General features: G+C 66.1%; 14 protein-coding genes. 13 read left to right on the forward strand and 1 reads right to left on the reverse strand.

Features of this window, described 5'->3' with window-relative positions:
* The first annotated feature begins 125 nt into the window (after window positions 1-125).
* The 13 genes from IWY39_RS09835 to IWY39_RS09895 all read left to right on the forward strand — a co-directional run bounded on the left by IWY39_RS09835 (window position 126) and on the right by IWY39_RS09895 (window position 12,107).
* Window positions 126-2,150 carry a conjugal transfer protein TraG gene (locus IWY39_RS09835; RefSeq protein WP_107126172.1) on the forward strand — a complete coding sequence of 675 codons (2,025 nt, stop codon included), beginning with the start codon at window positions 126-128 and terminating at the stop codon, window positions 2,148-2,150.
* A 7-nt stretch (window positions 2,151-2,157) separates the two neighbouring features.
* The gene (locus IWY39_RS09840; RefSeq protein ID WP_107126173.1) at window positions 2,158-2,562 is read left to right on the forward strand and encodes a CopG family transcriptional regulator; all 405 of its coding nucleotides are present in this window, start codon (window positions 2,158-2,160) and stop codon (window positions 2,560-2,562) included.
* Complete coding sequence (gene trbB / locus IWY39_RS09845; RefSeq protein WP_107126174.1) at window positions 2,562-3,560, forward strand: P-type conjugative transfer ATPase TrbB; 999 nt, start codon at window positions 2,562-2,564, stop codon at window positions 3,558-3,560. The genes IWY39_RS09840 and trbB overlap by 1 nt, the downstream gene beginning before the upstream one ends.
* A 1-nt stretch (window position 3,561) precedes the next feature.
* Window positions 3,562-3,897 (forward strand): TrbC/VirB2 family protein, encoded by a 336-nt coding sequence (locus IWY39_RS09850; RefSeq protein WP_107126175.1) that lies wholly within the window; start codon window positions 3,562-3,564, stop codon window positions 3,895-3,897.
* Window positions 3,894-4,154: a VirB3 family type IV secretion system protein gene (locus IWY39_RS09855; RefSeq protein WP_107126176.1), complete on the forward strand. Its 261-nt coding sequence runs from the start codon at window positions 3,894-3,896 to the stop codon at window positions 4,152-4,154. Before IWY39_RS09850 ends, IWY39_RS09855 begins: the two co-directional genes overlap by 4 nt.
* Window positions 4,148-6,586, forward strand: a complete 2,439-nt coding sequence (gene trbE, locus IWY39_RS09860; RefSeq protein ID WP_107126177.1) for a conjugal transfer protein TrbE — start codon at window positions 4,148-4,150, stop codon at window positions 6,584-6,586. The genes IWY39_RS09855 and trbE overlap by 7 nt, the downstream gene beginning before the upstream one ends.
* A gap of 6 nt (window positions 6,587-6,592) precedes the next feature.
* Complete coding sequence (gene trbJ, locus IWY39_RS09865) at window positions 6,593-7,339, forward strand: P-type conjugative transfer protein TrbJ (RefSeq protein ID WP_107126178.1); 747 nt, start codon at window positions 6,593-6,595, stop codon at window positions 7,337-7,339.
* Window positions 7,340-7,450: 111 nt separating this feature from the next.
* Window positions 7,451-8,755, forward strand: a complete 1,305-nt coding sequence (gene trbL, locus IWY39_RS09870; protein ID WP_107126179.1) for a P-type conjugative transfer protein TrbL — start codon at window positions 7,451-7,453, stop codon at window positions 8,753-8,755.
* Between the two features lie 19 nt (window positions 8,756-8,774).
* On the forward strand, window positions 8,775-9,575 hold the full coding sequence (gene trbF / locus IWY39_RS09875; RefSeq protein WP_107126180.1) for a conjugal transfer protein TrbF: 801 nt from the start codon (window positions 8,775-8,777) through the stop codon (window positions 9,573-9,575).
* The gene (trbG, locus tag IWY39_RS09880) at window positions 9,572-10,432 is read left to right on the forward strand and encodes a P-type conjugative transfer protein TrbG (RefSeq protein WP_107126181.1); all 861 of its coding nucleotides are present in this window, start codon (window positions 9,572-9,574) and stop codon (window positions 10,430-10,432) included. The genes trbF and trbG overlap by 4 nt, the downstream gene beginning before the upstream one ends.
* Entirely contained in the window at window positions 10,429-11,649 is a 1,221-nt protein-coding gene (locus IWY39_RS09885; RefSeq protein WP_107126182.1) for a TrbI/VirB10 family protein, read from the forward strand. Before trbG ends, IWY39_RS09885 begins: the two co-directional genes overlap by 4 nt.
* Window positions 11,650-11,658: 9 nt before the next feature.
* Complete coding sequence (locus tag IWY39_RS09890; RefSeq protein WP_107126183.1) at window positions 11,659-11,874, forward strand: DUF2274 domain-containing protein; 216 nt, start codon at window positions 11,659-11,661, stop codon at window positions 11,872-11,874.
* On the forward strand, window positions 11,871-12,107 hold the full coding sequence (locus IWY39_RS09895) for a helix-turn-helix domain-containing protein (protein ID WP_107126184.1): 237 nt from the start codon (window positions 11,871-11,873) through the stop codon (window positions 12,105-12,107). The genes IWY39_RS09890 and IWY39_RS09895 overlap by 4 nt, the downstream gene beginning before the upstream one ends.
* Here the strand turns inward: IWY39_RS09895 and IWY39_RS09900 are convergent.
* A complete protein-coding gene (locus tag IWY39_RS09900) occupies window positions 12,104-12,718 on the reverse strand; it encodes a type IV toxin-antitoxin system AbiEi family antitoxin domain-containing protein (protein ID WP_107126185.1) in 615 nt (204 codons plus the stop codon). The two genes, IWY39_RS09895 and IWY39_RS09900, sit on opposite strands and share 4 nt — an antisense overlap.
* Window positions 12,719-12,917: the final 199 nt, after the last annotated feature.

Consider the following 12,917-nt stretch of genomic DNA (forward strand, 5'->3'; position numbering starts at 1 on the left):
CACTTCCGGCCGAAGTCGGCCGACACGAGCCCATCTGCGCCCATCAGCCCCGTTCCGTTTTTGGACCCCGTCACCGAGTCTGAATCCGCCCCAGCCGACCCTGTCCGGCGGGCGGGAGCTTCGACGTGACACCCACCAAATTGCTCATCGGCCAGATACTTGTCGTCCTCGCGATCGTCATCGCGGGGGTCTGGGCCGCGACGCAGTGGGCGGCGGCGATGCTCGCCTATCAGCCCGAACTGGGGTTGCCGTGGTTCCGGCTCGGCAATGTTCCGATCTACCATCCCTGGGCGCTGTTCGGCTGGTGGTATCACTATGACGCCTACGCCCCGATCGTCTTCGACAAGGCGGGCATGCTCGCCGGCGCCAGCGGCTTCATCGGCTGCGCGGCGGCGATCTTTGGTTCACTGTGGCGCGCGCGCCAGTCGAGCAACGTCACCACCTATGGTTCGGCGCGCTGGGCAAGCCCCCGCGAGATCGAGCGCGCCGGGCTCCATCGCGACGCGGGCGTCATGCTCGGCACGCTCGGCGGGCGCTATCTCCGCCATGACGGCCCCGAGCACATCATGGCGTTCGCGCCAACGCGATCGGGCAAGGGCGTGGGCCTTGTCGTCCCGACCTTGCTGTCCTGGACCGGCTCGACCGTCGTCCACGATATCAAGGGTGAGAACTGGACGCTGACCGCCGGATGGCGCGCGCGGTTCTCGCACTGCCTGCTGTTCAATCCGACTGACGCCGCGTCGGCGCACTATAATCCGCTGCTCGAGGTCCGTCGCGGCATCGACGAGGTGCGTGATGCCCAGAACATCGCCGATATCCTGGTCGATCCCGAAGGCGCGCTCGAACGCCGCAATCATTGGGAGAAGACCAGCCATTCACTGCTGGTGGGCGCGATCCTCCACATTCTCTACGCCGAGGAGGAGAAGACGCTCGCGCGGGTCGCGACCTTCCTGTCCGATCCGCAGCGCAGCTTCGTCGCCACGCTCAGCCGGATGATGACCACCAATCATCTCGGCGACGGCAAGAACCCCCGGGTCCATCCCGTCGTCGCTTCCGCCGCGCGCGAGCTCCTCAACAAGAGCGAGAACGAGCGCTCGGGCGTGCTGTCGACCGCCATGTCTTTCCTCGGCCTCTACCGCGATCCGACCGTCGCCGAGGTCACGTCGCGCTGTGACTGGCGGATCGACGACCTGATCGAGGCCGAGCGGCCCTTGTCGCTCTATCTCGTCATTCCGCCATCTGACATCAGCCGCACCAAGCCGCTGATCCGCCTCGTGCTCAACCAGATCGGCCGCCGGCTCACCGAGCGGCTCGACCAGCCTGGCACATCCACGCGCCGGCACCAGCTGCTGATGATGCTCGACGAGTTTCCGGCATTGGGCCGCCTCGATTTCTTCGAGACCAGCCTTGCCTTCATGGCCGGCTACGGCATCCGCGCCTTCCTGATCGCGCAGAGCCTCAACCAGATCGAGAAGGCGTATGGCGAGCACAACGCCATTCTCGACAATTGCCATGTCCGCGTTGCCTTCGCGACCAATGACGAGCGGACCGCGAAGCGCATTTCCGACGCGCTCGGCACCGCGACCGAGCAGCGCGCCATGCGCAACTATGCCGGCCACCGGCTCGCCCCCTGGCTCGCCCACGTCATGGTCAGCCGCCAGGAGACCGCCCGCCAGCTCCTGACGCCGGGTGAGGTGATGCAGCTTTCGCCCGACGAAGAGCTCGTGCTCGTGTCCGGGCTCGCGCCGATCCGGGCAAGCAAGCTGCGCTATTTCCGCGATCGCAACTTCGCCGCGCGCGTGGCGGCCGCTCCCAAACTGGCGTCGGGCCAATATGCCGATCGGCCGAAGTCGCGCGGCGACGACTGGTCCAACCAGGTGCGCAGCACCGACGACCGCCTGCACCAAGCGGAGGATGCCGCAGGCGGCGAGGACGATGGCGGCATGCAGCAGCAGCGTCACCCAGGCCTTCCCGAACAGGTTTCCAAGGCGACCGACGCCGCCGAAACGCGCGATCCCCAGATCGTGCCCGATGACGACGATGTCGCCGCCGACAAGCGCGCCATGGACCAGGCGCAAGGGCAGAACGCCGTCGTCCGGGGTCATGCCATCAACGAGGGCGCGAAGCGCGACCTCATACCGGATTTCTGAGGCCGCGATGAAGATCCGCCAGAACCTCTATATCGACCGCGAACTCAGCGACGCGCTGGAAGCAATCGCCGCCGGTCCGCGCGGCAACAAGAGCCACCTCGTCAACGATGCGCTGAAGGATTGGCTGGCGCGCCGGGGGACCAAGGAAATCGACGACCTCCTGAAGGTTCGCCTCGACCGTCTGACGCGCGAGCTCGCCGGCGCGCGGCGCGACATCGACGTGCTGCTGGAAAGCCTGTCGCTGTTCGTCCGCTACCAGCTGATGGTGACGGCGCCCTTGCCCGAAGCCGATGCCGCCGCCCGCGCGATCGGCCGCGATCGGTTCGAGGCGTTCGTCTCGCAGGTCGGCCGCCACCTCGCCGGTGGCACACGCACGCTGGCGCCCGCCCAACCCGATGGAGGCGCATCGTGATGTCCGCCCAGACGACAAGCGTCTCGGCGGAACGCCGTCGCGCCATGCTGCGCACCGCGATGGGGCCGGCGATAGCCGCCGCGCTCGCCGACCCGCGGGTGATCGAGATCATGGTAAATCCCGACGGGGCGCTGCGTGTCGATATCCTCGGCGAGGGCCTTGTCGATACCGACGTGAAGCTCGATGCGCCCCAGGTCGAGCGGATCATCCGGCTGGTCGCGTCCCATGTCCGGTCAGAGGTGCATAGTGACAAGCCCATCGTATCGGCCGAGCTGCCGCCGCTTGGTTCTGGCGCGGGCGAGCGGTTCGAGGGAATCCTGCCGCCCGTATCCACCGCCCCCTGCTTTTCGATCCGCAAGCCGGCGGCGCGGATCTATACGCTGATGGACTATGTGACCGACGGCATCATGTCGGCGGAGGCCGCACGCCTGCTGTCGCTCGCCGTCGTCGATCGCCGCAACATCCTCGTCGCCGGCGGGACCAGTTCGGGCAAGACGACGCTCGCCAACGCGCTGCTCGCCGAGATGGCGCATCTCGACGAACGGGTGATCCTGATCGAGGACACTCGCGAGCTGCAATCGCCGGCGCGCGATACGGTCGCGCTCAGGACTCGCCCAGGCGCCGTCACCATGGGCGATCTCGTGCGCTCGACGCTGCGCCTTCGACCCGATCGCATCATCGTCGGCGAGGTACGCGGCGGCGAGGCGCTGGACATGCTCAAGGCCTGGAACACCGGCCATCCCGGCGGGATCGCTACCGTCCATGCCAACAGCGCCGCTTCCGCTCTCTACCGGATCGAGCAGCTTATCCAGGAAGCCGTGGTCACTGTGCCGCGCCGCCTGGTCGCCGACGCAATCGACATGATCGTTTTCATCGCCGGGCGCGGCACCGCGCGGCGGATCGAAACGATCGCGCGCGCCGCCGGACTCGATCCAGACGGCGGCTATGCCGTCGTCGATCTCACCCCAACGCCGACCCCCAACAATGAAGGAGACTGACATGACCATCGTTCGTATTTCCCCCCGCGACCGCTTCTTCCTCACCGGGCTGGTGCTCGGCCTGTCGATCACCATGACCAGCCGCGTCTATGCCAGCGGCGCGGGTATGCCGTGGGAAGAACCACTCCAGCAGGTACTGGAGTCGGTCCAGGGCCCAGTCGCCAAGATCGTCGCGGTGCTGATCATCATTTCCACCGGGCTGGCGCTCGCATTCGGCGAGACCGCCGGTGGCTTCCGCAAGCTCATCCAGATCATCTTCGGTCTGTCGATTGCGTTCGCCGCCTCGAGCTTCTTCCTGTCCTTCTTCAGCTTCGGCGGTGGGGCGCTCGTCGCGTGAGCCACATCGAGGGATTCGAGGCGCCGATCCACGCCAGCCTGGGGCAAGCCATCCTGCTGGGTGGCGCGCCCCGGGGCATCGCGATCGTCAACGGCACGATCGCCGCCGCGGTTGGCCTGGGCTTGCAGCAATGGCTCGTAGGGATCGCGATTTGGGCCGTCGGCCACAGCATCGCCGTTTTCGCTGCCCGCCGCGACCCGGACTTCGTGCAGGTGCTGCTGCGCCATCTGCGCCAGAAAGGATATCTGGCATGCTAAACCTTGCCGAATACCGGTCGCGCGCCGACCGGCTCGCCGATCATCTGCCATGGGTAGCGCTGGTCGCACCCGGCGTCGTCCTCAACAAAGACGGCAGCTTCCAGCGCAGCTTCGGCTTTCGCGGTCCTGATCTCGAAAGCGCGACGGAGGCCGAACTGGTGTCGGCCTGCGCGCGAGCCAACAATGTGCTCAAGCGCCTCGGCTCAGGCTGGGCATTGTTCTTCGAAGCCGAGCGGCGCGACGCGCTCGGCTATCCCGAGAGCGTCTTTCCCGACGCGGCGTCCTGGTTGGTCGAGCAGGAGCGGCGTGCCGGGTTCGAGGCCGAGGGCCAGCATTTCGAGAGCCGCTTCCACGGCACGCTGGTCTGGCTGCCATCCGCCGACAGCAGCGACGCGGCGGGACGGACACTGGTTGAGCGGCCTGACGACGCGAAAGGGCGGGACTGGCACGCCGGCCTCGCCGGTTTCATCGCCGAGACCGATCGCGTACTCGACCTCTTGTCGGGCTTCATGCCCGAGGTGCGCGCGCTGGGCGACGCCGAGACGCTGACCTATCTGCACGGCACCGTTTCCAGCCGCCGTCACCCGGTCGCGGTGCCGGAGACACCGATCTATCTCGATGCGCTGCTCGCCGACACGCCACTGGTCGGCGGGCTGGAGCCGATGCTCGGCGCGAGCCATCTGCGCACGCTGACAGTGCTGGGATTCCCGAACCTCAGCCGGCCGGGTATCCTCGACGCGCTCAATCACCAAGATTTCGGATACCGCTGGGTCACGCGCTTCATCGCGCTCGATAAGACCGACGCGACCAAGGCGCTGACGAAGATCCGGCGGCAATGGTTCAACAAGCGCAAGTCGATCACCGCGCTGCTGCGTGAGGTGATGTACAACCAGCCGGTCCAGCTCCTCGATACCGATGCCGACAACAAGGTCGTCGATGCCGACCTCGCTCTGCAGGCGCTCGGCGGCGATCATGTCGCCTTCGGCTACCTCACCACGACGATCACGGTGTCGGACGCCGACCGTAACCGCGCCGAGGAAAAGGTCCGCGCGGCCGAGCGGATCATCAACGGCCTCGGCTTCACAGCGAAGCGCGAGGGCGTCAACGCGGTCGAGGCATGGCTGTCGTCGCTGCCCGGCCAGGCCTACGCCAATGTACGCCAGCCGCTGGTCCACACCCTCAACCTCGCCCATCTCATGCCGCTGTCATCGGTGTGGGCTGGCCCAGCGGAAAACCAACATCTCGATGGACCGCCGCTGCTCTATGCGCAGACCAGCGGATCGACGCCTTTCCGCCTCTCGACCCATGTCGGCGATGTCGGCCATATGCTCGTCGTCGGGCCGACCGGTGCTGGCAAGTCGGTGCTGCTGGCGCTGATCGCGCTGCAGTTCCGGCGCTACGGCGGCTCCCAGCTCTACATCTTCGACAAGGGCTATTCGGCGCGTGCGGCGGTGCTGGCGATGGGCGGCGCCCATCATGCCCTCGGGCTTGGCGCGGACAGCGGCGACACCCTGGCGTTCCAGCCGCTCCGCCGTATCGACGATTCGAGCGAGCGGAGCTGGGCCGCGGAATGGATCGCGGCGCTGTTGGCGCACGAAAAGGTCATGGTCACCCCCGAGGTGAAGGACGCCGTCTGGTCGGCGCTGGGCAGTCTCGCATCGGCGCCCCCTGAGGAGCGCACGCTGACCGGGCTCGCCATGCTGCTCCAGTCCAATGCGCTGCGTACCGCGCTTACGGCCTATACGCTCGACGGCCCCTATGGCCGCCTTCTCGACGCGGCCGAGCAGCATCTCGCGCTCGCCGACGTCCAGTGCTTCGAGACCGAGTCCCTGATGGGACAGGCCGGCGTCGTCGCCCCGGTGCTGACCTATCTCTTCCATCGCCTAGAGGAGCGCTTCGACGGCAGGCCCACGCTGCTGGTGCTCGACGAGGCGTGGATCTTCCTGGATCACCCGCTCTTCGCCGCGCGCATCCGCGAATGGCTGAAGACGCTACGCAAAAGGAATGTCGCGGTGCTGTTCGCGACGCAGAGCCTGGCGGACATCGCCGACAGCAGTATCGCGCCGGCCATCATCGAAAGCTGCCCGCAGCGCATATTGCTGCCCAACGACCGGGCGATCGAACCGCAGTCACGCGCCGCCTATGAGCGGTTCGGCCTCAACGAGCGGCAGATCGAGCTCGTCAGCCGCGCCACCCCCAAGCGGCATTATTATCTGCAATCCGCACGCGGCAACCGCCTGTTCGAACTGGGCCTTGGCCCGATTGCGCTGGCCCTGTGCGGTGCTTCGGATCCCGCGACCCAGACCCGCATCGATGGGTTGCTGGCCGAACATGGCGGCGACGATTTCGCGGCCCGCTTCCTCGATGGAACTGGCCTCGACTGGGCCGCCGACCTCCTCGCCGATTTTCCCGTCCCCCCAGCCAAGGAGTAATGTGTGATGCGTATTCCAACCCGCAAATATCTGGTCGCGACCGCGCTCGGGGCCGGCGCCATCGGTTCGCTCGCAATCACGCTGATCGTGCCGAGTGCGCCCGCCCATGCGCAGTTCACCGTGTTCGATCCGAGCAATTACAGCCAGAACCTGCTCACCGCTGCGCGAACGCTCCAGCAGGTCAACAACCAGATCCGCTCGCTTCAGAACCAGGCCCAGAGCCTGATGAACCAGGCGAAGAATCTCACCACGATCGGCTTTCCCGAGATTCAGGCGATCACAAGCACGCTCCAGCAGATCGACCAGTTGATGGGCCAGGCGCAGGGTATCCAGTTCCGTGTCGACGGCCTCGACCAGCAATTCCGCCAGCTCTTTCCCCAGAACTTCAACCAGGCGATGACCATGGACAGCCAGGTTGTTGCGGCGCGGACGCGGCTCGACGCCGAGATGGCGGCCTACAAGCAGACGATGAGCGTGCAGGCGCAGGTCGTCGAGAATGTCCAGGCCGACGCGCAGACCCTGAACAGCATCGTATCGCGGAGCCAGGGCGCCGAGGGCGCGCTGCAAGCGCAACAGGCGACCAACCAGCTGCTTGCGCTGACCGCCAAGCAGCAGTTCCAGATCCAGAACCTGATGGCGGCGCAGTACCGGGCGCAGGCGATCGAGCAGGCACGCCGCGCGCAGGCCGAAATCGACGCACGCGCCGCGACGACCAAGTTCCTCGGTTCCGGCTCGGCCTACACCCCCCAATAGGCCCGAGCCGGTGCGCGGGCGCCGGCGAATTCGCCTCTTCGCCGCTGCCGCCGCGGGGTTCGGTCCCGCTCCCCAGATCGGACCCCGCGGCTTCATTCCCAGGATTTCCCTATGAACGACCTGAACGTCATCGATCGATTCCTGCAGACCTTCATCCGCTACATCGACAGCGGGTTCGGGTTGCTGGGTGGCGATGTCGCCTTCCTGACCACGACCCTGATCGGCATCGACATCACGCTCGCCGGCCTGTTCTGGGCGATGGGCGGCGAACAGGACGTGATCGGCCGTTTTCTGCGCAAAATCCTCTATGTCGGCGCGTTCGCCTTCATCCTGAACCGGTTCTCGACGCTGGCCGACATCATCTTCCGTTCCTTTGCGGCCGCCGGCCTGACTGCCGGCGGCGGCACGCTCTCGGCGGACGACCTCCTGAAACCCGGCCGCCTCGCGGGCACCGGTTTCTCGGCCGCCTGGCAGCTGCTCGATCAGGTCGCGAAGCTGATGGGCTTCACCAGCTTCTTCGATCATTTCCTGACCATCATCGTGCTGCTGTTTGCCTGGGCGATCGTGATCATCGCCTTCTTCATCCTCGCCGTGCAGATGTTCGTCTGCATCGTCGAGTTCAAGCTAACGACGCTCGCCGGTTTCGTGCTGGTGCCGTTCGCGCTCTGGAACCGGACCAGCTTCCTCGCCGAGCGAGTGCTGGGCAACGTGGTCAGTTCCGGCATCAAGGTGATGGTGCTCGCCGTCATCGTCGGCATCGGCTCCAATTTCTTCAGCGAGTTCACCACCGCCCTGCAGGGCCAGGAACCCGACATCGCCCAGGCCATGAGCCTCGTACTGGCGTCGCTCACGCTGTTCGGCCTCGGCATCTTCGGTCCCGGCATCGCCTCGGGCCTCGTCTCCGGCGCGCCACAACTGGGGGCAGGCGCCGCACTCGGTACAGCCGTCGGCGCGGCCGGCATTACCATGCTTGCCGGCGGCGCTACGATCGGCGCCGCCCGTGCGGTCGGCGGTGCTGCGCTCGGTGCGATCCGGGCCGGCACGACCATGGGTTCGGCGGCTTCGGCCTCCTACCAGCTCGGCCAGACTGCAGCCGGATCGTCGAGCGTCGGCGCCGGCATCGGCGGCATGGCGCAGGCGGCGGCGGGCGCGGCCCGCCAGAAGGCCTCGGCAGCGCTGGGATTGGGCGAGGCTGCCGAGCGCGGTCGTGACGCCGCCTGGTCCGCGCTCAATGGCGGCGCCAATTCGAATGGATCATCTTCGGGCGGTGCTGTTGACGGCGCACCGCCCTGGGCACGCTCGCTGCGCCGCCAGCAGGACGCCCGCCACCACCGCCATGTCGCCATGCAGACACTGAAGGAAGGCGATCGCGGCGGCGTCTCCGCCACCCCCGACATCAAGGAAAGGGAAGATTGAGCCATGATCTTCATACCCCATGTTCTTTAAGCGCGCCGTCCAGCGCTACGCGCAGACGCCTGAGCCGGAGACACCCTATCAACGCGCCGGCCAGGCCTGGGATGACCGCATCGGGTCGGCCCGCGTCCAGGCCCGCAACTGGCGATTGATGGCGTTCGGCACGCTGTCGCTGTCGACCGCCATGTCGGGCGCGCTCATCTGGCAGTCGCTGCAAAGCCGGGTCACGCCCTATGTCGTCGAGGTCGATCGCCTGGGCGAGGCCCGGGCCGTGACCGAGGCCGAATCGGGCTATCACCCGACTGATCCCCAGATCGCCTGGCATCTGGCGAAGTTCATCGAGAATGTCCGGGGGGTTTCGCTCGACCCCGTGCTGATGCGCCGCGATTGGCTGTCCGCCTATGACTTCACCACGACGCGAGGAAGCCAGTTTCTCGGCCACTATGCGCGGGCCGCGGACCCCTTCGCCAGGATCGGCGAGCGCACCGTATCGGTCCAGGTTACCAGCGTCGTCCGGGCATCGGATCGCTCCTTCCAGGTCAAATGGACCGAGACAGCCTACGAACGTGGCAGTGAGGCAGGTTCCTCCCATTGGACTGGCATCCTGACGATCCTGACGAAGCCGCCGGCATCGGCCGACACGCTCCGGAAGAACCCGCTCGGCATCTACATCGACGCGATCGACTGGAGCCGCGAACTCGAGCCTGCGGCGTCGACTGCTCCCGCGCGTACCGCACCGCCGCTCAGCAACGTGCCGCTCGGCTCGCCGCTCGACCCGAATCTTGCCGCTCAACCGACCGTTAATACGGAGACCCAGCCATGACCCGAACTCTCGCAGCGACCGCGCTGCTGGCACCTTGCCTCATCCTTCTCTCCGGCAACGCAGGGGCGACCTCACCGAACCGCAACGTGTCGCGCGAAGCCACGCCGATCGCCATCGCCAACCGCGCGGCGACGATCGAGCCGACCGCTCAGGGGTTCATCAACGCCGTGCAGGTCTATCCTTTCACCGACGGCGCCATCTACCGTGTCATCACCGCCCCGGAGCGGGTGACCGACATCGCGCTGCAACCGGGCGAGACGCTGGTCGCCGTGGCGAGCGGCGACACGGCACGGTGGGTGATCGGCGATACCACCAGCGGGTCCGGCGCCGAAAAGCGGACCCATATACTGGTGAAGCCATTCAGTGCCGGCCTGTCCACCAACCTGGTGATCACCACAGATCGGCGCAGCTATCACATTGCGCTGACCAGCATGACGAAGACCGCGATGGCGGCGCTTTCCTGGACCTATCCCCAGGATGCGCTAATCGCATTGAAGCGCGCCGCCGCAGCGACCGAGACAGCGGCTCCCGTCGCGGCCGGGATCGAGGTCGAGCAGCTCCACTTCAACTATGCCGTATCGGGCGATCGACCGGCCTGGCGACCATTTCGCGCGTTCGACGATGGGCGGCAGACCTTCATCGAGTTCCCGGCGACGTTGGCCGTCGGCGAGGCGCCGCCGATCTTCCTGGTGGACGGAAAAGGCGAGGCTCAGCTCGTCAACTATCGCGTCAAGGGCCGCTTCTACGTCGTCGATCGCATCTTCGACGTCGCCGAACTTCGCCTCGGGACAAAGCACCAGCAGGTCGTCCGCATCAGCAGGGTGGCGGAAGGCGCGCCCAAGCGGAGGGGGTCATGACTGTCGAGACGGCAACTCCAACGGCACCTGAGACCCCCGCCGCACCGGGCAAGGTGGACCCGGAAACGCTCGCCCTTCGCGCCCAGCCGGCGCGGGCGATCCGCTTCAAGCGGGGCGCCGTCGTCGCGATCGCGGCGCTCGGCTCCGTCAGCCTGATCGCAACGGCCTGGGTTGCGCTGCGGCCGTCCGCGTTGCACCTCGCAGGGCAGGCCGACGACCAGACGATCGCGGCGAAGGCACCGACTGATGCACTGAGCGGGCTCCCGGGCAGTTATGGCGACGTGCCGAAGCTGGGACCGCCATTGCCGGGCGATCTCGGCCGGCCGATCCTCGATCATCAGCGCGCGATGGGCGTCGCGCCGGCGAGCGGCGAAACCGGTCGCGCGGAACAGGCCGCCGCGACCGAACGCGATCGGCGCGCGGAGGAACTGAAGGCGGCGCGCGAGTCGGGATTGCTGGTACAATCCGGCAACCGCACCGATCCGACCCGCAGCGCCGATGCGACACCATCTTCTCCGCCGGCAGCGGCTGCGGAGGAGGCCCGGCTCGCGATCGATCCAGATCGCGACCCCAATGCCCAGCGGCGCAAGGCCGACTTCGTCGCTGCGCGCGACACCGGCGGCGACGTAAATGAGCATCGGTTGAGCCCACCGGCGTCGCCGGACATGCTGTCCGCTGGCAGTGTCATCGCGGCAAGCCTGATTACCGGGCTCAGGTCCGATCTCCCCGGCCTCGTCACCGCCCAGGTGACGGAACGGGTCTTCGACAGCGCAACGGGCAGCATTCTTCTCATTCCGCAGGGCGCGCGGCTGATCGGCAGCTACGACAGCGTCGTCGCCTTCGGGCAGAAGCGCGCTCTGGTCGTGTGGCAGCGGATCATTTTGCCCGACGGCAGCTCGATCCGCCTCGACAACGTGCCCGCAACGGACCCGTCAGGCTATGCCGGGCTCGCTGACAAGGTCGATTTCCACACATGGACGCTGCTCAAGGGCGTCGCGATTTCGACCCTGCTTGGCGTGGGTGCGAACGTGACCTTCTCCGGGGAGAGCGATCTCGTCCAGGCGATCCGCGAATCCACGCAGCAGAATGTGTCCCGCGCCGGCGACCAGATCACGTCCCGCAATCCGCAGATACAGCCGACCATCACCATCCGGCCGGGCGCGCCGGTCAGGCTCATCGTACATCGCGATCTCATTCTCGCGCCGTGGCGCGGTTAGGAGGAACACATGCCGGAACTCAAGCTTCCCAAGCTGCCGGACAGGACGCCGATCAAACTGCCGATCACCGTCACACCCGACCTGCACCAGATGCTACAGGAATATGCCGCACTCTACGCGGCAGCCTATGGGCGTGAAGAACCGATCGCAGAACTCGTCCCTGCGATGCTGATGGCATTCCTCGAAAGCGATCGCGGGTTTGCGCGTTCGCGGACCAGATCATGACCCGCGGGTTGAGTGACGACGAGCGTCGCAAGCAGGCGCTCAAGGCGATAGCCGAGCAGGATGCACTGCCGATGGAACCGCTCACCGTTCGGATCAAGACGGCGGTCAAGTTGACGGGTATCGGCCGTTCGACCCTCTATGAGCTTATCCAATCCGGCGAGATCGAAACTCTCAAGATCGGGCGATCCACGTTCATCCCCTACCGATGCATCAAGCGATTGGTAGAGCGCTAGCAGGTGAGAGCCTCGAGATAAGGCCGCATGATACGCCATGCGCCGCCGGCGATGGCCGCTTGCGCGATCACGCCCGGGGTCGCTCTGCGTTGGGCAAGGGCCGCGCGCAGCCCCTCCACCGCTATGGAGTGTTCGACCAGTCTGGAGTTGCGAAACAGATCGGCGAGCGTTTTCGGAACCGAGTAGACCGGGACACTGACGCCCGAAATCATGTGATGCTCGACGCCTTGATGGAGATATTTCTCGCTGAGCCGGATAATCCGCGTGGGAGGATAGAAAGCGACTGGCGACCAGTCGCCGCGGCCGATCGCAACCCACACTCTGCGCGGCATCTGGTCGGTGAGTTCGTGGAATGCGAGCGCCGAAACCATGGCGATCACGCCCTTGGGGATTTTCTTCGCGGTCTCCGCGAGTGTGTGTGCGGCATCAATCGGTGCGTCCGGGCGCTGATAGAGTCCACGCGCGACCCGCTCGATCTCGCCGGCCTTCACTGCACGCGCGATCGTTTCCGAGGCTATTCCGGCGCTGCGAAGCTCCCGCGCACGCACAAGGGCGCTGCATTGGAGCAAGCACGTTAGGCGATCACGCTGGTTTGCGGCGTTAATGGTCATGTGACAATTCCTATGGCAAAATTAGAATATGTCAGAGGTTTTGTCACATGGATTTGCTTGGGCCGATTTCGTCGAGTTGCCATGAAATTCTCGATCGGGAATAATTCAGCCCTTCGAAGATCCGCGAGTCATAAATTTCCCGTTCGGGAATAATCGCCTTGTTCAGGCGGGTCGGATGATTTATGTTCCCGCTCGGGAA

This window comes from Sphingobium sp. JAI105 (genome assembly GCF_015752145.1).
Classification (GTDB): domain Bacteria; phylum Pseudomonadota; class Alphaproteobacteria; order Sphingomonadales; family Sphingomonadaceae; genus Sphingobium; species Sphingobium xenophagum.